The 17,129-nt window shown below is 73.7% G+C and carries 15 protein-coding genes; 6 read left to right on the forward strand and 9 right to left on the reverse strand.

Annotated features, from left to right (window positions below; translation table 11 throughout):
- Nucleotides 1-401 precede the first annotated feature (401 nt).
- Together ACWEQL_RS01520 and ACWEQL_RS01525 are read left to right on the forward strand one after the other, a co-directional pair.
- Nucleotides 402-1,025 (forward strand): class I SAM-dependent methyltransferase, encoded by a 624-nt coding sequence (locus tag ACWEQL_RS01520; RefSeq protein ID WP_452148092.1) that lies wholly within the window; start codon nt 402-404, stop codon nt 1,023-1,025.
- Between the two features lie 101 nt (nt 1,026-1,126).
- A complete protein-coding gene (locus ACWEQL_RS01525) occupies nt 1,127-1,594 on the forward strand; it encodes a GNAT family N-acetyltransferase (RefSeq protein ID WP_452148093.1) in 468 nt (155 codons plus the stop codon).
- Nucleotides 1,595-1,625: 31 nt separating this feature from the next.
- Here the strand turns inward: ACWEQL_RS01525 and ACWEQL_RS01530 are convergent, their stop codons facing one another.
- From ACWEQL_RS01530 to bioB, 5 genes are all read right to left on the reverse strand, one after another.
- Nucleotides 1,626-3,335 carry a hypothetical protein gene (locus ACWEQL_RS01530; RefSeq protein ID WP_452148094.1) on the reverse strand — a complete coding sequence of 570 codons (1,710 nt, stop codon included), beginning with the start codon at nt 3,333-3,335 and terminating at the stop codon, nt 1,626-1,628.
- Nucleotides 3,336-3,500: 165 nt separating this feature from the next.
- A complete protein-coding gene (gene cutA, locus ACWEQL_RS01535; protein WP_452148095.1) occupies nt 3,501-3,875 on the reverse strand; it encodes a divalent-cation tolerance protein CutA in 375 nt (124 codons plus the stop codon).
- A 64-nt stretch (nt 3,876-3,939) separates the two neighbouring features.
- The gene (gene bioD, locus ACWEQL_RS01540) at nt 3,940-4,683 is read right to left on the reverse strand and encodes a dethiobiotin synthase (RefSeq protein WP_452148096.1); all 744 of its coding nucleotides are present in this window, start codon (nt 4,681-4,683) and stop codon (nt 3,940-3,942) included.
- Nucleotides 4,680-5,981: an adenosylmethionine--8-amino-7-oxononanoate transaminase gene (locus ACWEQL_RS01545; protein WP_452148097.1), complete on the reverse strand. Its 1,302-nt coding sequence runs from the start codon at nt 5,979-5,981 to the stop codon at nt 4,680-4,682. Before ACWEQL_RS01545 ends, bioD begins: the two co-directional genes overlap by 4 nt.
- Before the next feature lie 26 nt (nt 5,982-6,007).
- Nucleotides 6,008-7,288, reverse strand: coding sequence for a biotin synthase BioB (gene bioB / locus ACWEQL_RS01550; protein WP_452148098.1), 1,281 nt, complete (start codon nt 7,286-7,288; stop codon nt 6,008-6,010).
- A 260-nt stretch (nt 7,289-7,548) separates the two neighbouring features.
- Here bioB and ACWEQL_RS01555 point away from each other — a divergent pair, with 260 nt between their 5' ends.
- Nucleotides 7,549-8,418, forward strand: a complete 870-nt coding sequence (locus ACWEQL_RS01555) for a hypothetical protein (RefSeq protein ID WP_452148099.1) — start codon at nt 7,549-7,551, stop codon at nt 8,416-8,418.
- Between the two features lie 376 nt (nt 8,419-8,794).
- On the opposite strand, the gene ACWEQL_RS01560 is transcribed toward ACWEQL_RS01555, so the two are convergent.
- Nucleotides 8,795-11,287: a DEAD/DEAH box helicase gene (locus ACWEQL_RS01560; protein ID WP_452148142.1), complete on the reverse strand. Its 2,493-nt coding sequence runs from the start codon at nt 11,285-11,287 to the stop codon at nt 8,795-8,797.
- 334 nt (nt 11,288-11,621) lie between these two features.
- Between ACWEQL_RS01560 and ACWEQL_RS01565 the strand changes: the two genes are divergently transcribed.
- From ACWEQL_RS01565 to ACWEQL_RS01575, 3 genes are all read left to right on the forward strand, one after another.
- Complete coding sequence (locus ACWEQL_RS01565) at nt 11,622-12,821, forward strand: 8-amino-7-oxononanoate synthase (RefSeq protein WP_452148100.1); 1,200 nt, start codon at nt 11,622-11,624, stop codon at nt 12,819-12,821.
- Between the two features lie 247 nt (nt 12,822-13,068).
- Nucleotides 13,069-13,404, forward strand: a complete 336-nt coding sequence (locus ACWEQL_RS01570) for a hypothetical protein (protein WP_452148101.1) — start codon at nt 13,069-13,071, stop codon at nt 13,402-13,404.
- On the forward strand, nt 13,401-14,006 hold the full coding sequence (locus ACWEQL_RS01575) for a hypothetical protein (protein WP_452148102.1): 606 nt from the start codon (nt 13,401-13,403) through the stop codon (nt 14,004-14,006). Before ACWEQL_RS01570 ends, ACWEQL_RS01575 begins: the two co-directional genes overlap by 4 nt.
- Nucleotides 14,007-14,079: 73 nt before the next feature.
- Here the strand turns inward: ACWEQL_RS01575 and ACWEQL_RS01580 are convergent, their stop codons facing one another.
- The 3 genes from ACWEQL_RS01580 to ligD all read right to left on the reverse strand — a co-directional run bounded on the left by ACWEQL_RS01580 (nt 14,080) and on the right by ligD (nt 17,073).
- A complete protein-coding gene (locus ACWEQL_RS01580) occupies nt 14,080-14,952 on the reverse strand; it encodes an aminoglycoside phosphotransferase family protein (protein WP_452148103.1) in 873 nt (290 codons plus the stop codon).
- 277 nt (nt 14,953-15,229) lie between these two features.
- The gene (locus ACWEQL_RS01585; RefSeq protein ID WP_452148104.1) at nt 15,230-15,880 is read right to left on the reverse strand and encodes a GNAT family N-acetyltransferase; all 651 of its coding nucleotides are present in this window, start codon (nt 15,878-15,880) and stop codon (nt 15,230-15,232) included.
- Between the two features lie 185 nt (nt 15,881-16,065).
- Complete coding sequence (ligD, locus tag ACWEQL_RS01590; protein WP_452148105.1) at nt 16,066-17,073, reverse strand: non-homologous end-joining DNA ligase; 1,008 nt, start codon at nt 17,071-17,073, stop codon at nt 16,066-16,068.
- Nucleotides 17,074-17,129: the final 56 nt, after the last annotated feature.

Consider the following 17,129-nt stretch of genomic DNA (forward strand, 5'->3'; position numbering starts at 1 on the left):
GACCGCCTGGGCCGTGGCCGGGGGCATGCCGGATGCTACCCGGGCCCGGGCCCGGCGGGCGAGCATCTTCGCAGCTCACCCCGGCTTCGGTATCGAAATGGTACGCGGCGGGTGGCAGTGCGTGATCCGGGGTGCAATCCGCCGAAATCGACCAGGTACGGAGGACCCGTGAGCGGCCGTGGAATCGGGCGCCACGGCGGGCCGCGGGACGGCCCCAGGGGCGGCCGGGGTGCGGTCGGGGACAGCTGGGGGGACGGGCGGAGCAGGGCGGGCGGAGGGGAGACCGGAGGGGAGACCGGAGGGAGGCGGAACGGCTGCCGGAATCGGTCTATGCTGCGGGCATGCCGAGTGATGTTCGTACCCTTCGTCCTGGCTCAACCGTATTGTCGGACAAGGACTTTGTGCACGGGAGCACCCGCCTGGCCGCCGTGCCGTTCGTCCCCGAGGTCCGGCTGCACATGGCGGAGGACGCGATCGCCCTCTGGGAGACCACCGAGTCCGAACGCGGCGAGATCGGCCTGCCGCCGCCGTTCTGGGCCTTCCCGTGGGCCGGCGGCATGGCCGTCACCCGCTACGTCCTGGACCACCCCGACCTGGTCGCCGGCCGCAGCGTGCTCGACCTGGCGGCCGGCTCCGGACTGGTCGGCATCGCGGCGGCCCTGCGCGGCGCCGCCTCCGTACGGGCCGCCGAGATCGACGCCTACGCGGTGGCCGCCATCGCCATCAACGCCGAGGCCAACGACGTCCGCGTCGACGCCGAGGTCGCGGACCTGCTCGACGGCGACGGCGCCCCCGCCGAGGTCGTGCTGGCCGGGGACGTGTTCTACGAGCGCGAGATGGCCGCCCGCTTCCTGCCGTTCCTCCGGCGGGCGCAGGCGCGCGGCGCCACGGTGATCGTCGGCGACCCGGGCCGGGCGTACCTGCCGCGCGAACGGTTCACCGCGCTGGCGGTGTACGAGGTGCCGACGGTGGCCGACCTGGAGGACGCCGACCGCAAGCGCACCACGGTGTGGCGTCTGAGCTGAGCCGTCGTCGGTGGCTGCGGCCTGTCGCCTGTGGCCTGTGGCCGTTTCGACGGGTGAAATTCCCGGCGGGCCCGGCGGCGCCGCTGGTAGACAACCGGGGCATGAGCGAACGCATCACGCTGCGCCCCGCGCGCGCCGACGAGATCCCCGCCGTACTCGCCTTCTGGGCGTCCTCGGCCACCGGCACCAGCATCACCGACGACGCCGAGGGGGTGGCCGCGCTGCTGGCGCGCGACCCGCAGGCGCTGATCCTCGCTGAGCTGACGACGGCGGAGGCGAGAGAAGACCCGGGTGCCGGGGCCACGCTCGTCGGCACGGTCATCGCCGGCTGGGACGGCTGGCGCTGCCACCTCTACCGCCTCGCCGTCGACCCCGGCCACCGCCGCCTGGGCATCGGGCGCGCCCTGCTGGCCGCCGCCGAGGAACGGTTCGCCGCCCTCGGCGGCCGGCGGGCGGACGCCATGGTGCTCGACGACAACGAGGTGGGCCGCGGCACCTGGCGGGCCGTCGGGTACGGGCCGCAGCCCCAGTGGACGCGCTGGGTCAAGCCGCTGCCGGAGCACGGCTGACGTCCTGGAGCCGACGGCCCGGCGGGGACTTCTAGGGGGAGGCCGCGCCCGTGCCCGTGGACGTCGGTGAGACCGGTGACGAGGTGGGTGAGGCCGGCGTGGGCGAGGGTGACGCGGGCTTCGGCCCGACCTGGAGGCCGATGACATGTCCGTCGGCCGTCAGGAAGTACTGCAGTCCGGCGTAGCCCGGGGTGACCAGGATGCCCTGGGTCATCTTCGGGAACTGGCTGGAGCGGGCGAGCTCGTCGCCGCTCGCGGCGTCGCGCCACACCACCTGTTCCGTCTCGTACTTCTTGAGCCCCTGGAAGAACTTCACCGGGATGTCCGTCCCGATCAGGACCCGCTGGTCCTTCGGCCCGATCAGAGTGGTGAAGCTGAGCGTCGTCTGGTCCTGCGTCCACGCGACCGACAGCGTGCCGTCGGTGAGGTCGATCCCGGCGAGCTTGCCCGCGCCGGCGTCCATCGCGTACACCCGGTTGTTCTCCGGGTCGACCGAGACCATCGACGGGATGAAGCTGTTCTTGGTGCCGCTGGTGGCGAACGGCTGGACGTTCGCCACCTTGGACGAGTCCGCCTGGTCCACCGCGACCACGCTCATCGGGGTCGGGGTGGGCTTCCCGCCGTTGGTCATCGTGACGACGTAGTCGTTGATCACGGCCATCGCGGACGCCGCCGTCTGCCCGTCCTGCAGGTAGGGCACCGGTCCCCAGCCGGGGTCGGCGGCGAAGGTGCCGCCCTGGTAGGTGTAGCGGTAGAGCTTGGTCGCGCCGGGCAGATAGATGGCCGGGGTGCCGTTGAGGACCGTCGTGGTGACGCGGCCGCCCATCATCTCGGGCAGCGTCACCTGGGACAGCACCTGGAGGGTCTTCGGGTCGATCGCCACCATCACCGACGGCGGCACGGCCGTCGGATCGGGGCAGTTCAGGAAGGCGCTGAACCCCTGCTCGGTGCAGCCGGGCTGCCGGTTCACCGTCTTGGCGATGATGGTGCCGTCGGGCAGCGCGTCGTAGCCGTTGTAGGCGGTGTCCCGCGGGGCCGACAGGCCGGTGGGCAGCGTCGTCCGGGCGAGGACGGTGCCGGTGGCCGGGTCGATCCGGGCGATGTGGTAGCCGTAGACCACCACCAGGCTGCCGTCCGCGAGGGTGTTCAGCACGCCCGGGTAGTTCCACTCGTCGGTCGCGTCGGTGTTGATGAGCACCCGCCGCCACACCTCGTTGAAGGTGCCGGGCTCCACCCGGGAGACGAACGAGCCGGACGCCGCCGGGTCGTCGCCGTAGCCGCCGCCGTAGACGTAGAGCTCATCCGGCCCGCGGTCCACGATGTTGTACGGCGTGACGTAGACCTGGTCCGAACCGTGCGCGAAGACCTGGTTGTCCGACGACGCGCCCAGGAAGTGCGCGCAGGCGTACAGGTGCGTGCGGGCGGAGTCGTGCACCTCGAAGGCGGCGATGGTGGGGAACCACGGGGCGTTGCCCTCCGCCGTGGCGCAGGACTGCTCGCCGGGGATCAGCGAGGGGTCGCCGACCAGCGGGCCGCCTGCGGCCGACTCGTCGGCGGGCACCGAGGCACTGGAGCGGGAGGTGACCGGGCCCTTGCCGGAGTCCGAGCCGGAGCAGCCGGCCAGGGCGAGGAACAGGGCCGTCATCACCGCCGCCGGTCGGCGGAGGGGCAGCCCGTGGACGGGCAGCCGGAGGGCGTGCGGTCGGCGGACGGGTAGCCGGAGAACGGGCAACCGGGGCATCGGCGGCTTCCTCACGTCGCGCGGGGCACCGGCGAGCGGACCGACCGGCACCTGATCGACGGACAGCCTGACAGCGCCGCCCCGGCCCGCCCGGGCTGACGCGCCGGACGGCCCGGCCGACGGGACGGCGGGTCACCCGGGTGGGCGCCGGCCCCCGGACCGGGGCTACGCCGGGCCGGGCCGCGCCGGGCCGGTGTCCGCCGGACCGGTCTCCGCGGCGACCCAGGCGAGGTAGTCCGGGGAACCCGCGATGACCGGCACGGCGACCACCTCGGGCGTGTCGTAGTCGTGGCGCTCGCTCAGGAAAGCGGTCAGCGGACCGGTGAGCTCGGCCCGGGTCTTGAGGTCGACCCGCCACTCCGCCTCGTCCCGGACCTCGCCCTCCCACCAGTACACCGACCGCACCGGGTAGCACTGGGCGCACGCCGCCAGTCGCTCCCGTACCGCGGCACCGGCCAGCTCGCGGGCCTTGGCCTCGCTCTCGTGCGTCGTGGTCACCACCACGAACTCGGCCCCGGTCCGTGACTCGCGCTTCGTCATGCCCGTGAGCCTATCCGCGCCGGTGCCGCGTCGGGCGGGGCGTGCGGTGACGGAGGCGGCCGCGTCAGGCGGGGTGCGCCGCGGCGAAGGCGGCCGCGTCCCAGTGGCCGTGCAGGGCCGGGGCCAGCGAGGCCAGCGCCAGGGCGGGGAAGTCGGCCGCGCCGGCCGCGCCCTCCGGCAGGGCGCCCAGCAGCGGGGCGCCGGCGGCCTCGGGCAGGTCGGCGAGGTTGCAGCGGGAGGCGAGGTCCGCGGCGGCGGGCCAGGAGCCCACGATCACGCCCCACAGGTCGAGCTTCCGGGCGTGCAGCGCCTCCGCGGTCAGTGTGGTGGTGTTGAGCGTGCCCAGTCCGGCCGAGGCGACCAGCAGGAACCGCGCGTCCAGCCCGGCGTCCAGCACGGCCCGGGCCTGGTCGGCCAGCGTCCGGCCCCGGTCGTCGTAGCGGACCAGCAGCCCGCCGGCGCCCTCGACCAGCACCAGGTCGTGACCGGCCGCGAGCCGGATGACCTCGGCGGACACCTCGTCGGGGGACAGGAACGGGAGCCCCGAGCGCCGGGCGGCCCTCTCCGGGGCCAACGGCTCCGGGTAACGGGCCAGCTCGCTGACGGTCAGCCGGCCGGTGGGCCCGCCCGCGTCGGCGAGCCGGACGACCTCCGCGGCGTCCCCGGCCTCGCCCGGGCCCATCCCGGTCTGCCCGGGCTTCAGCACGGCGACCCGCAGGCCCGCCCGCAGCGCGGCCGCGGCCACGGCGGCCGTGGCCACCGTCTTGCCGACCTCGGTCCCGGTGCCGGTCACGAACAGGACGCTCATCCGGCCACCGCCGCCGCCGTCACACCGGCGCAGATCCGCGCCACGTCCTCGTCGCCGCTGACGTACGGCGGCATGGTGTAGATCAGGTCGCGGAACGGGCGCAGCCACACGCCCTGCTCCGCCGCCGCGTGGGTCGCGGCCTCCATCGACACCGGGTGGTCCAGCTGCACCACGCCGATCGCGCCGAGCACCCGGACGTCCCGGACCCCCGGCAGCTCGGCCGCGCCCGCCAGCCCGTCCCGCAGACCGGCCTCGACGCGCTTGACCTCCAGCGTCCAGTCCTGGCCGAGCAGCAGCTCGATCGAGGCGTTGGCGACCGCCGCGGCCAGCGGATTGCCCATGAACGTCGGCCCGTGCGCCAGGACCGGCATCTCGCCGCGGCTGATCCCGTCCGCGACCTCGGCGGTGCACAGCGTCGCCGCCATCGTCAGGTAGCCGCCGGTCAGCGACTTGCCCAGGCACATCACGTCCGGCGAGACGCCCGCGTGGTCGGCGGCGAACAGCGCGCCGCTGCGCCCGAACCCGGTGGCGATCTCGTCGAAGATCAGCAACACGCCGTGCCGGTCGCACAGTTCGCGCAGCATCCGCAGGTAGGCGGGGGAGTGGAAGCGCATCCCGCCCGCGCCCTGGACCACCGGCTCGACGATCACGGCGGCCAGCTCGTCCGCGTGCCGCTCCATCAGTTCGTCGAACCGCGCGGCGTACTCCTCGTCGAGCGGCGCGTCGAAGCCGGCCGGCGGCTGCGGCGCGAACAGCTGCCCCGGCAGCACCCCGCCCCACAGGTGGTGCATGCCGCCCTGCGGGTCGCACACCGACATCGGGTGGAAGGTGTCACCGTGGTAGCCGCCGCGCCAGGTCAGCAGCCGGCGCTTCTCCGGGCGGCCCACCGACTGCCAGTACTGCAGGCACATCTTCATCGCGACCTCGACGGCCACCGACCCCGAGTCGCCCAGGAACACGTGCCGCAGCGGCTCGGGGGTGATGTCCACCAGCGTCTTCGCCAGCCGGACGGCGGGCTCGTGGGTGAGCCCGCCGAACATCACATGGCTCATCCGGCCCAGCTGGTCCCGCACCGCCTCGTCCAGGACGGGGTGCCCGTACCCGTGGATCGCCGCCCACCAGGACGACATCCCGTCGACCAGTTCACGGTGCCCGGCGACCGGCTCGGCGAGCCGCAGCCGCACCCCGGACGCGGACTCCACCACGAACGGGGCCACGGTGCCGGGCATCGGGCCGTACGGGTGCCAGACGTGCGCCCGGTCGAGGGCGAGCAGGGACTGCGGGGACAGCTGGGCCATCGTGCGTGCTCCTCCGGTCGGTTCCGTCAGGCGTTCGGGGCCAGCTCGGTGCCGGCACCGCGGCGGCGGACCCGGACCAGGTCACTGCGCAGCTCGTCGTTGTCGTGGGTCACCGGGGCGAGGGCCGGTCCGCCGCAGGGGCCGCAGCCGCCCGCGCCGTGGCCGGTGGTCTCGGCCCCCGCGTCCGTGCCCGCCTCGTCGTCGGAGCCGGAGTGTCCGCCGCAGGGGCCGCAGCCGCCCGCGCCGTGGCCGGTGCTGGTGTCGGCGCCGGTGCCGCACCCGCCGGCCGTGGCCGCGACGTCGGCCCGGTGCCGGGGCAGGGTGGCCTCGCCGGCGCCCTCGACCTCGAAGCCCGCGTCCTTGATCATGTCGAGGTCGGCCTGGCCGGCCTGGCCCTCGCTGGTCAGGTAGTCACCCAGGAAGATCGAGTTGGCGATGTGCAGGCCCAGCGGCTGGAGGGAGCGCAGGTGCACCTCGCGCCCGCCCGCGATCCGCACCTCGGTGTCCGGGTTGACGAAGCGGACCATCGCCAGGATGCGCAGGCAGCGCTGCGGGGTGAGGTTCCACTCCTGGGCCAGCGGGGTGCCCTCGAACGGGATCAGGAAGTTGACCGGCACCGAGTCCGAACCCAGCTCGCGCAGCGCGAACACCACGTCGACGAGGTCCTCGTCGCTCTCGCCCATGCCCGCGATCAGGCCGGAGCAGGCGGACAGGCCCGCGCCGTGCGCCTTCTGCACGGTGTCCACACGGTCCGCGTAGGTGTGGGTGGTGGCGATGTCGCCGTAGGTGCCCTCGGAGGTGTTCAGGTTGTGGTTGTACGCGTCGACACCGGCCGCCCGCAGACGCTCGGCCTGGTTGTCGGAGAGCAGGCCCAGGCAGGCGCAGATCTCGACGGCCGGGTCGGCGTCCTTGATGGCGGCCACCGTGTCGGAGACCCGGTCGATGTCCCGGTCCGTCGGGCCGCGGCCGCTGGCGACCAGGCAGACCCGCTTGGCGCCGCCGGCGACACCCGCCCGGGCGGCCTCGGCGGCCTGGTCCGGCTTCAGCCAGGTGTACTTGAGGATCTCGGCCTTGGAACCCAGCCGCTGCGAACAGTACGAGCAGTCCTCCGGGCAGAGCCCGCTCTTCAGGTTCACCAGGTAGTTGAGCTTCACCCGGCGGCCGAACCACTGCCGGCGAACCCGCCCGGCGGCCGCGACCACGTCCAGCAGGTCGTCGTCGGTGGTGGCCAGGACGGCCAGCGCTTCCTCCCGGGTGGGGATTTCGCCACGCAGGCCCTTGGCGGTGAGGGTATCGAGCAGATCCATGCGCCCGATCCTGCCTGCTGCCCGTCCACCGGCGCCAGAGGGAACCCGCCAGAAGATCCGCCGGAGGATGTGCGAGTTGTCACAGTGTCGCCGCAGACCGTAGTGGCGCAGGTCACGTCCCAGGTCACGCGTGCCGCGGGGCCGCTCCCGGCGTGCGGGAGGGGGTGGCGGCGGGTCGTCGTTCCGGGGCGGCGGGCGGTGATCGTTCCGGGGTGGCCCACGTGATCCGGGCCACCCGTTCGCTGCATAGAATCTCCGCCATGACGACGCAGGGGGACCGCACCCCGCCACCGGCTGACCAGGGCACCGACGAGCCGTCCGGGGCGTACGAGCCGTCCGGGGCGTACCGGCCCAGGAGGATCGGCCGCCCCCGACGGACCGTCGCCTGGCTGGTCGTGGTCGGCGTGGTCGCGGCCGGCGGCTGGATCATCACCCGCCCGCACCCCGGCGACTGGATACCCGGGCTCGGCCCGTCCAGCAAGGACGCCGCCAAGACGCCCCTGGTGATCGGCACCCCGCCGCCGCGGACCGTCACCGAACCCGAGAGCCTCAACGTCGACGCCTACTTCCCCGCCCAGCGGCTGATCGAGGTCGGCGCCTACAAGGGCAAGCGCTCCGGCGCCCGCCAGGGCCAGGACTGCGCCGAGGCCCTCCAGGACCGCAACCAGGACCCGCTGCGCGACAGCGGCTGCCAGGGCTACCTCTCCGTCAGCTTCACCGGCGTGGACAAGCCGGTGCTCAGCAGTGTCACCGTGCTGCGGTTCGCCGACGAGACCGCCGCCGCCAAGGCCGCCGAGGCGCTCAAGGCCAAGCCCGGTTCGGTCGCCTTCATCCTCCCGGACGCCACGCCGGCCCCCGCGCCGAGCGCCGGTGCCACCGCCAAGCCCGGGACGGCGCCGCGGATCGAGGCCGTCCGGCACTACGTGACCGTCGCCAGCTCGCGCTTCGCCGAGAACCAGGCGAGCCCGAGTGCCGGCGCCACCACCGCCCCGGCCACCCCGGCTGCCCCGGGCACCCCGACCACTCCGCTCGCCGTCCCGCCCAGCCCCCCTGCCGCACCCGAGCAGCCGCTGGAGGACGCCACCCGTGCGCTCTCGTACTCGGCGGGGGCTCCGTTCATCTGGACGTGAGGGGTGCGCGGGTGCGGGTGCGGGACGTGAATGGTGGCGGGTGCGTGAGCGTTCACTGATCCGTGAATGGTGCTGTTCGGGCAAATGGTGATGTTTGGGTGAATAGTCCTGGATCGGTGAATGGTCTCGGATTGGTGAATGGTGGCGTGGCCGTGAGCGTTCGTCGAGGCGTGAGCGTTCGCCGACGTGTGAACGGTGCCGGGAGCGTGAGCGATACCGGAAGCGTGAACGGCGCCTGATACGCGAGTGATACGCGAGCGTGGACAGGCGCGTGAACGGCGACAGGTACGCGAACGGCGAGGCGGCCCCGGTCATCCGGGGCCGCCTCGCCGTTTCGGTGTCGGTGCCGTTTCGGTGTCGGCGCGCCTGGGAGGGCTCAGCCGCCGAGGCGGTCCACCGCGGTGACCCGCACGACCGCGCGGCCCTCCTCGTCCGAGCCGTACAGGTCGACCTCGGCGCTGATGCCCCAGTCGTGGTCGCCCTCCGGGTCGTCGAAGATCTGCCGGACCCGCCAGGCGGAGTCCTCCTCCTCGATGATCAGCATCTTCGGGCCGCGCGCGTTCGGACCGGTGCCCAGGTCGTCGTACTCCTCCCAGTACCCGTCCATGGCGTCCGCCCAGCGGTCCGCATCCCAGCCGTACTCGCCGTCCAGCTCGGCGAGCGCGTCGTAGTGCTCCAGCGCGCACAGCTCCACCCGGCGGAACATCTCGTTGCGCACCAGCACCCGGAACGCCCGCGCGTTGGCCGTCACCGGCGCCGGCTTCGCGTCCAGCGTCACCTCGGCGGCCTGCGGCTCGGTCGGGTTGGCCAGCTGCTCCCACTCGTCCAGCAGGCTGGAGTCGACCTGGCGGACCAGTTCGCCCAGCCAGGCGATGACGTCCTTGAGGTCGTCCGTCTTCACGTCCTCGGGGACGGTCTGCTCCAGCGCCTTGTACGCGCTCGCCAGGTAGCGCAGCACGATGCCCTCGGTGCGCGCCAGCTCGTAGAAGCCCACGTAGTCGGTGAAGGTCATCGCGCGCTCGTACAGGTCGCGGATCACCGACTTCGGCGCCAGCTGGTGGTCGCCGATCCACGGGTGCGCCCGCCGGTAGACCTCGTACGCGTGGGTGAGCAGCTCCTCCAGCGGCTTCGGGTACGTGATCTCCTGGAGCCGCTCCATCCGCTCCTCGTACTCGATGCCGTCGCGCTTCATCTCGCCGACGGCCTCGCCGCGCGCCTTGTTCTGCTGCGAGGCGAGGATCTGGCGCGGGTCGTCGAGGGTCGCCTCGACCACCGAGACCACGTCCATCGCGTACGAGGGCGAGGTCGGGTCGAGCAGCTCGAACGCGGCCAGCGCGAAGGTGGAGAGCGGCTGGTTGAGCGCGAAGTTCTCCTGGAGGTCCAGGGTCAGGCGCACGATCCGGCCCTCGGAGTCCGGCTCCGGGAGCCGTTCGACGATGCCGCCCTCCAGCAGCGAGCGGTAGATGGCGATCGCGGAGCGGATGTGCCGGCGCTGCGCCGCGCGGTCCTCGTGGTTGTCGGTGAGCAGCTTGCGCATCGCCTCGAAGGCGTTGCCGGGCCGCCCGATCACCGACAGCAGCATCGCGTGGCTCACCTTGAACCGGGAGACCAGCGGCTCCGGGTCGGCGGCGATCAGCTTCTCGAAGCCCTCCTCCGTCCAGCCGACGAAGCCCTCCGGGGCCTTCTTCCGGACGATCTTGCGCTTCTTCTTCGGGTCGTCACCGGCCTTGGCGACGGCCTTCTCGTTCTCGATGACGTGCTCGGGCGCCTGGGCGACCACCTGGCCGACGGTGTCGAAACCGGCCCGGCCCGCGCGGCCCGCGATCTGGTGGAACTCCCGGGCGCGCAGCGTGCGCACCTTCACCCCGTCGTACTTGGACAGGGCGGTGAACAGCACCGTGCGGATCGGCACGTTGACGCCGACGCCCAGCGTGTCCGTCCCGCAGATCACCTTCAACAGACCTGCCTGGGCGAGCCGTTCGACCAGCCGTCGGTACTTGGGCAGCATGCCCGCGTGGTGCACGCCGATGCCGTGGCGCACGTAACGGGACAGGTTGCGGCCGAACTTGGTGGTGAAGCGGAAGTTGCCGATCAGAGCGGCGATGGCGTCCTTCTCCGTCTTCGAGCACATGTTGATGCTCATCAGCGACTGCGCCCGCTCCACCGCCTCCTTCTGGGTGAAGTGCACGACGTAGACCGGTGCCTGACCGGTCTTCAGCAGCTCCTCCAGGGTGTCGTGCAGCGTGGTGCGGCGGTACTCGTAGAACAGCGGCACCGGGCGGGTCGCCGAACGGACCACGGTGGTGGGCCGGTCGGTACGACGCGTCAGGTCCTCCTCGAACCGGCGGACGTCGCCCAGCGTCGCCGACATCAGCAGGAACTGCACCTGCGGCAGCTCCAGCAGCGGGATCTGCCAGGCCCAGCCGCGGTCCGGCTCGGCGTAGAAGTGGAACTCGTCCATCACGACCTGGCCGATGTCGGCCCGGTCGCCGTCCCGCAGCGCGATCTGTGCCAGCACCTCGGCCGTGCAGCAGATGATGGGCGCGGTCGGGTTGACCGACGCGTCACCCGTCATCATGCCGACCTGCTCGGTGCCGAACACCTTGCACAGGTCGAAGAACTTCTCCGACACCAGCGCCTTGATCGGCGCGGTGTAGAAGGTCCGCTTGCCCTCGGCCAGCGCCGCGAAGTGCGCGCCGGCCGCCACCAGGCTCTTGCCGGAGCCGGTCGGCGTCGCCAGGATCACGTTGTTCCCGGAGACCAGCTCGATCAGCGCCTCCTCCTGCGCCGGGTACAGCGTGATGCCGCGCTCCTCCGCCCAGGCGGCGAACGTCTCGTACAACGCGTCGGGAGTGGCGGGCTTCGGCATCAGGTCAAGGAGGGTCACCTGCCCATCTTGCCTGCTCCCGCACACCCCGGGCAAAGCTGGGGGCGGCCGCCGGGACGCCGGGGGGCGGTGGGGGGTGGTGCGTCCGGGGTGGCTCGGGGCTGTTCGGGGCGCTCGGCTTGCTCGGGACTGCTCGGGGCCGGGCCGGGGTTGCTCGGGGTTGTCCGGGGCTGCTCGGCGGGTGACCACCCGTGCCGGGTGGCGTTTCGAACCGGTCGTCCCGGGCAGCGGCTCGGAACACGACGAAACAGCGTGATCGAGTGTGTGCGCAGCCGCACATTGCCCGGCCGGTGCGGGGCGTGCCAGAGTGCGGACCATGGCCCACAGCACCGCTCCCGGTACGTCGTCGCAGCACACCACCGCCCCGGAGGCCGTCTTCGACTGGCTCGACGAGGCCGCCGAGCTGCGGGCCGGGGCCGGCCTCACCCGGACCCTGCGCAGCCGTCCCGCCGAGGACCCGGTGCTGGACCTGGCGAGCAACGACTACCTCGGTCTGACCCGGCACCCGGCCGTGACCCGGGCCGCCGCCGACGCCGCCCTGCGCTGGGGCGGCGGCGCCACCGGCTCCCGCCTGGTCACCGGGACCACCGCGCTGCACACCGAACTGGAGCAGGAACTCGCCGAGTTCTGCGGCGTCGAGGCCGCCCTCGTCTTCTCCTCCGGGTACGCCGCCAACCTGGCCGCGCTCACCGCGCTCACCGACCCCGACACGCTCATCGTCTCGGACGCCTACAACCACGCCTCGCTCATCGACGGCTGCCGACTCGCCCGCGCCGACGTCCACCGGGCCCCGCACGCCGACCCCGGCGCCGTACGGCACACCCTCGCCGAGCGCGCCCAGCGACGGGCCCTGGTGGTCAGCGACTCGGTGTTCTCCGTCGACGGCAACGCCGCACCCCTCGCCGCACTCGCCGACGCCGCCCGGGCCCACGGCGCCGCACTCCTGGTGGACGACGCGCACGGGCTCGGCGTCCTCGGCCCCGGCGGCTCGGGCGCCCTCGCCGCGGCCGGACTGACCGGACACCCCGACGTCGTCGCCACCGTCACCCTCTCCAAGTCGCTGGGCTCCCAGGGCGGCGCCGTCCTCGGACCGCGCCGGGTCGTCCGCCACCTCGTCGAGACCGCCCGCACCTTCATCTTCGACACCGGCCTCGCACCCGCCGCCGCCGGCGCCGCCCTCGGCGCGCTGCGCCTGCTGCGCGCCGAACCGCACCGCGCCGACCGCGCCCGCGAGGTGGCCCGCCTCCTCTCCGAGCGCCTCACCGCCGCCGGACTGCGCGCCAGCACCCCGGACGCCGCCGTGGTCTCGGTCCTCGCCCCCGGCCCCGAGGCCGCCGTCACCTGGGCCGCCGACTGCCGCCGCGCCGGGCTCGCCGTCGGCTGCTTCCGCCCGCCGTCGGTGCCGGACGGCATCTCCCGGCTGCGGCTCACCGCGCGCGGCGACCTGACGGACGCTCAGATCTCCGAGGCGGTAAGGATCCTGGCGGCCACCGCGCCGGTCGGTGGAACGGCCTGAGCCGCGCCGGCCGGCGTGCGCCCGTCCGACCGGGTGGCCCATGCGGGCCCGTTCGACGGGTTGACGGCGCGGGCCCGTTCGAATGGCTGACCTGAGCGGGCTGCCTGACGGATCGACCGGCGCGGGCGGGTGAGGGTGCGCCGGTCCGGGGGCGTGAATGCCCCCGGTCGAAACCGCCCGTCGGTGTCGCGCGTCCCACCGGGTGGTAGGTGACGGGCGGCGACACGCGTGACGGCGGGGGTGGCTGATGGACCCGGACATCCGGCGGGCACTGGTGGTGGCACTCGGCCTCCTGACGGGTGGGCTGCTCCTCTGCGGCCTGGGCGGCTGGGGCGCGGTGGCCGCCGGTGAACGGCTCTGGTACACGGCCGGCCCGCTCGGCACCCGACTGTTCCAGGGCGCTCTGGCCCTGGGTTCCCTCGCGGTCGCCGCGACGGGCGGCTACCTCGTCCTCGCCCTGGCCCGCCCCGTCACCCGGACCGCCCGGCCCGAGAACATCGCCGTCGGCACCGCGATCACCCTGGCCGGCTGCGCCCTGCTCGCCCTCGTCGCCGCACTGATCAGCTCCGGGCTCGGCCGGTGACCGCGGCCACCGCGGTGCGGATCGTACGGTTCACCCGGTCGGCCGTGCTGGCCGCCGCGGCGCTGGTCTGCCTGGCCCTCGTGGTCCCGGTCGTGCTGGGCGCCGGCGCCGACCTCCCCCACACCACCCGGCTGGTGGGGACCCCGGGACTGATGAGCGTGGAGCAGTGTGCCCCGGACCGGTCCGGCACACCGGCCGGGGAGTGCGCGGGTGGCTTCCGACCCGACGAACCCTGGGTGGGGGAGACGGTTGCCGCCTTCGTGTACGTCGAGCTCGTGCACGCCGAGCTCGTGCACGTCGATCCGCGGGTCGAGGTCGGCGCGCGGATACCGGTGCAGTGTGAGGGCGCGTACTGCCACCGGGTCGGACCGGGCGGACCGGGCGGGACGGCTCGGGCGCTGATGCTGCCGACGCTGTGCCTGGCGCTGGTGTCGGTGGGCGCGATCCTGTCAGGCCTGGCGTCCCGGGGTTTTGCCTTCGGGCGGGTCACGGCCTTCCGGGCGAGGGCCCGGGGCGCGGGTGGGCTCTGTCTGCTGCTGGGGCTGTTCGGGCCGATCGTGCTCGGGCTGCTGGGCGCGCTGCTCCTGAGCGTCGGGTGGTGAACGTCGGGTGGTGAACGTCGGGTGGTGAACGTCGGGTGTGTGGGCGGCAGGCCGGTGCCGGGTGGGGCCGGCCCTAGCCCTCCAGGCCGGCCAGTTCCCACAGGAACCCCGTCCGCTCGTCCCGGCGGCCGGCGGCCGCGCGCGGGACGGCGACCACGGGCGCCAGGGCGCGGCACCAGGCGAGCACCCGGTCCGGGTCGGCGCCGGGGACGAGCGCGCACAGCTCCGCGATGCGACGGTCGAGGGCATCGCGGCCGGCGATGCCCTCGATGGCCCAGTCGACCAGGTCGAAGTCCGGGTCGCCGAGCGCCGGGCGCGGGTCGATGGCCACCGGACCGGCCGGGCCGGCGAGGACGTTGGCCGGGTGGAGGTCGCCGTGCACCAGCGCGAGCGGACCGGAGTCCGCCAGCTCCAGCGCGAACGCGCGGACGCGGGCGGGCACCCGGCCCGGTGCGCGGCGCTCGGTGAGCCCGTACAGGAAGTCGACCCGCTCGCGCAGTGGTCGCAGGATCGTGGAGTCGGCCGGCGGGGTGGCGGCGCGAAGGTCGGTCAGCAGGTCGCCGAGGTCGGCGGGCTGCCAGCCGCGCTCGCGCAGCAGCGTGCCGGGGCGGACGTCCGCGAGCAGCAGCGCGCCGGCCTCCGGCTCGTACCCGAGCAGGCCGACCACGGAGGGTAGTCCGGCCCACGTTCCGAGGGCGGTCGCCTTTTCCGCGGCCACCGTGGCGTCCGGGGTCAGCTTCAGCCAGGCGGCGGTGCCGTCCACCCGCGCGCAACGGAACACCTGGGCCGTCCCGCCGCCGCCGGACGCCAGCACGGTGAGGCCCCAACGGTCGGCGAGGCCGGCGACCAGCTCGGGCAGGGCGTCGCACCACGCTTCGGCGGACGGGCCGAAGCGTACGGCCAGGCGGGTGCGGACGTCGGCGGGGACAACGAGGTCGATGTTCACGCTTGGGCTTCCATTCACGCTTGCGTTGCCGTTCACGCTTGCGTTGCCGTTCATGCCTGCGTTGACGTTCACGTTCGCGTCATCGTTCACGTGAATGCTCATGTTGGTGTGATCGTGAATGTTGCCGTTCACGTGAATGCTTCCATGGCCATGAACATTCGCGTGATCATGAACGCTCGCATCCCGTCCCCGTCCTCGTTCCCGCCGGTGCCTCCGTTGCGGCTCCCGCTCCCGCTCCCGCCCCGGCTCCCGCTCCCGTCCCCGCTCCCGCCCACAGTCACGGCCGCCCTGCCACGAGCTGGACCTCGGCGCCGACCGGGCGGAACCCGGCGACCTGGAAGGCCCGGACGCTGGTGGCGTTGCCCGGTGCCTGCTGCGACCAGATCCAGTCGCCGTCCGGCAGGACGTGCCGGGAGCTGAGGGCCAGGGCCCGGCCGAGTCCCCGGCCCCGCGCCTGCGGGTCGACCTCGATCGAGCACTCCCAGCGGCCGGCCACCCCGCGGCCCAGCGCCAGGACACCGCCGGGCACCGCCCAGGCACGGACGTCGTCCCGGTAACGCAGCGCACGGGCGATCCGCGGGTGCTCCGGGTCCTCGATCGGCTCCAATGCCAGCGGCGGGTCGCCGGGCAGCCGTCCGGCGACGGTGACCATGTCGATGTTGCCGACGGTACGCCCGGTGCGCGCGCCGAAGGCGGTCAGGAACGGGAGACAGAGCGGCGCCGCGAGCGGGTCCGACGGCACGACGGCCAGCGTGGTGCGTACCCACTCCGGGTCCTCGTCGGTGAAGACCACGGCGTGCGCCGAGAACGACATCACCCCGACGTCCCGCGCCGACGGCTGTGGCACCACGGTCACGGTCCCGTCAGCCGGCGGGTACAGCCCGCCCGCCGCGTCCAGGAGTATCTCCCGCAGTCCGCGCTCGCTCATCCCCGTGCCCCCGGTCCCCGCCGCTCCCGCGCGCAAGTTCGCGCAAGATCGATTCTGCCCGAGAGTCTAGGCGGGCCGCCCGCGCTCGACGCGCCCGGGCCACCTCTCCACCCGGACCCCGCCTCTCCACCCAGGTCACCCCCTCCACCCAGGTCACCCCCTCCACCCGGGCCTCCCCCACCGGCTCACGTCCTGCGGGCCCGGCTCGGCTGGACGCGGGCCGGTTCGCCGGCAGCCTTGGGGTGGTCGGGCGGGTAGGGGAGTTCGCCGAGGCCCTCGTCGTGGGTCTGGCGTTCGTACAGCTCCAGCAGCGCTTCCAGGCCGAACGCCTCGCCGTCCATCCCGGCCTGCAGGTCGCCGACCTCGGCGAAGCGGGCGGGGACGGTGCGCAGGTCGAAGTCCTCGGGCGAGGCGTCGTCGAGTTCCTCCCAGTGCAGCGGTGTGGAGGCGGTGGCGCGCGGTCGGGCGCGCAGCGAGTAGGCGGAGGCGATGGTGCGGTCGCGGGCCATCTGGTTGTAGTCGACGAAGATCCGTTCGCCGCGCTCCTCCTTCCACCACGCCGTGGTGACCTTGTCGGGCATCCGCTGTTCCAGTACCCGGCCGAGTGCGATCACGGCGTGGCGGGCGTCGGTGAAGGTCCAGCGCGGTTCGAGCGGGACGTAGACGTGCAGGCCGCGCCCGCCGGACGTCTTCGGCCAGCCGCGCAGCCCGAATTCGTCGAGCACGGCGCGCAGTTCGTGGGCGGCGCGGACGGCGTCGTGGAAGTCGGTGCCGGGCTGCGGGTCGAGGTCGATGCGCAGCTCGTCCGGGTGGTCGGTGTCGTCGCGGCGGACCGGCCAGGGGTGGAAGGTGAGGCAGCCGAGGTTGGCCGCCCACAGCACGGCGGCCGGTTCGGTGGGGCAGATCTCGTCGGCGGAGCGTCCGCTGGGGAAGGCGATCCGGGCGGTCGGCAGCCAGTCGGGCAGGCCCTTGGGCGCCCGCTTCTGGTAGAAGAACTCGCCCTCCACGCCGTCCGGGAAGCGTTGAAGTGTGGTCGGCCGGTCGCGCAGCCCGCGCAGCACGCCCTCGGCGACGGCCAGGTAGTACTGCGCGACGTCGAGCTTGGTGAAGCCGCGCTCGGGGTAGTAGATCTTGTCCGGGTTCGACAGCCGTACGCTGCGCCCGGCGACATCCAGTTCCACGGCCGATCCCATGCCTCTCACGCTAAGCGTGTCGCGCCCGCCGTGCGCCCCGGCATCCGCCGAGCGAG

Source organism: Kitasatospora sp. NPDC004240 (assembly GCF_053603215.1).

Excerpts from the sequence above, each read along its gene's own strand:
- ACWEQL_RS01525 (WP_452148093.1), top strand. The coding sequence starts at position 1,127 with ATGAGCGAACGCATCACGCTGCGCCCCGCGCGCGCCGACGAGATCCCC.
- ACWEQL_RS01530 (WP_452148094.1), bottom strand. The coding sequence starts at position 3,335 with ATGCCCCGGTTGCCCGTTCTCCGGCTACCCGTCCGCCGACCGCACGCC.
- cutA (WP_452148095.1), bottom strand. The coding sequence starts at position 3,875 with ATGACGAAGCGCGAGTCACGGACCGGGGCCGAGTTCGTGGTGGTGACC.
- bioD (WP_452148096.1), bottom strand. The coding sequence starts at position 4,683 with ATGAGCGTCCTGTTCGTGACCGGCACCGGGACCGAGGTCGGCAAGACG.
- ACWEQL_RS01545 (WP_452148097.1), bottom strand. The coding sequence starts at position 5,981 with ATGGCCCAGCTGTCCCCGCAGTCCCTGCTCGCCCTCGACCGGGCGCAC.
- bioB (WP_452148098.1), bottom strand. The coding sequence starts at position 7,288 with ATGGATCTGCTCGATACCCTCACCGCCAAGGGCCTGCGTGGCGAAATC.
- ACWEQL_RS01555 (WP_452148099.1), top strand. The coding sequence starts at position 7,549 with ATGACGACGCAGGGGGACCGCACCCCGCCACCGGCTGACCAGGGCACC.
- ACWEQL_RS01560 (WP_452148142.1), bottom strand. The coding sequence starts at position 11,287 with ATGCCGAAGCCCGCCACTCCCGACGCGTTGTACGAGACGTTCGCCGCC.
- ACWEQL_RS01565 (WP_452148100.1), top strand. The coding sequence starts at position 11,622 with ATGGCCCACAGCACCGCTCCCGGTACGTCGTCGCAGCACACCACCGCC.
- ACWEQL_RS01570 (WP_452148101.1), top strand. The coding sequence starts at position 13,069 with ATGGACCCGGACATCCGGCGGGCACTGGTGGTGGCACTCGGCCTCCTG.
- ACWEQL_RS01585 (WP_452148104.1), bottom strand. The coding sequence starts at position 15,880 with ATGAGCGAGCGCGGACTGCGGGAGATACTCCTGGACGCGGCGGGCGGG.
- ligD (WP_452148105.1), bottom strand. The coding sequence starts at position 17,073 with ATGGGATCGGCCGTGGAACTGGATGTCGCCGGGCGCAGCGTACGGCTG.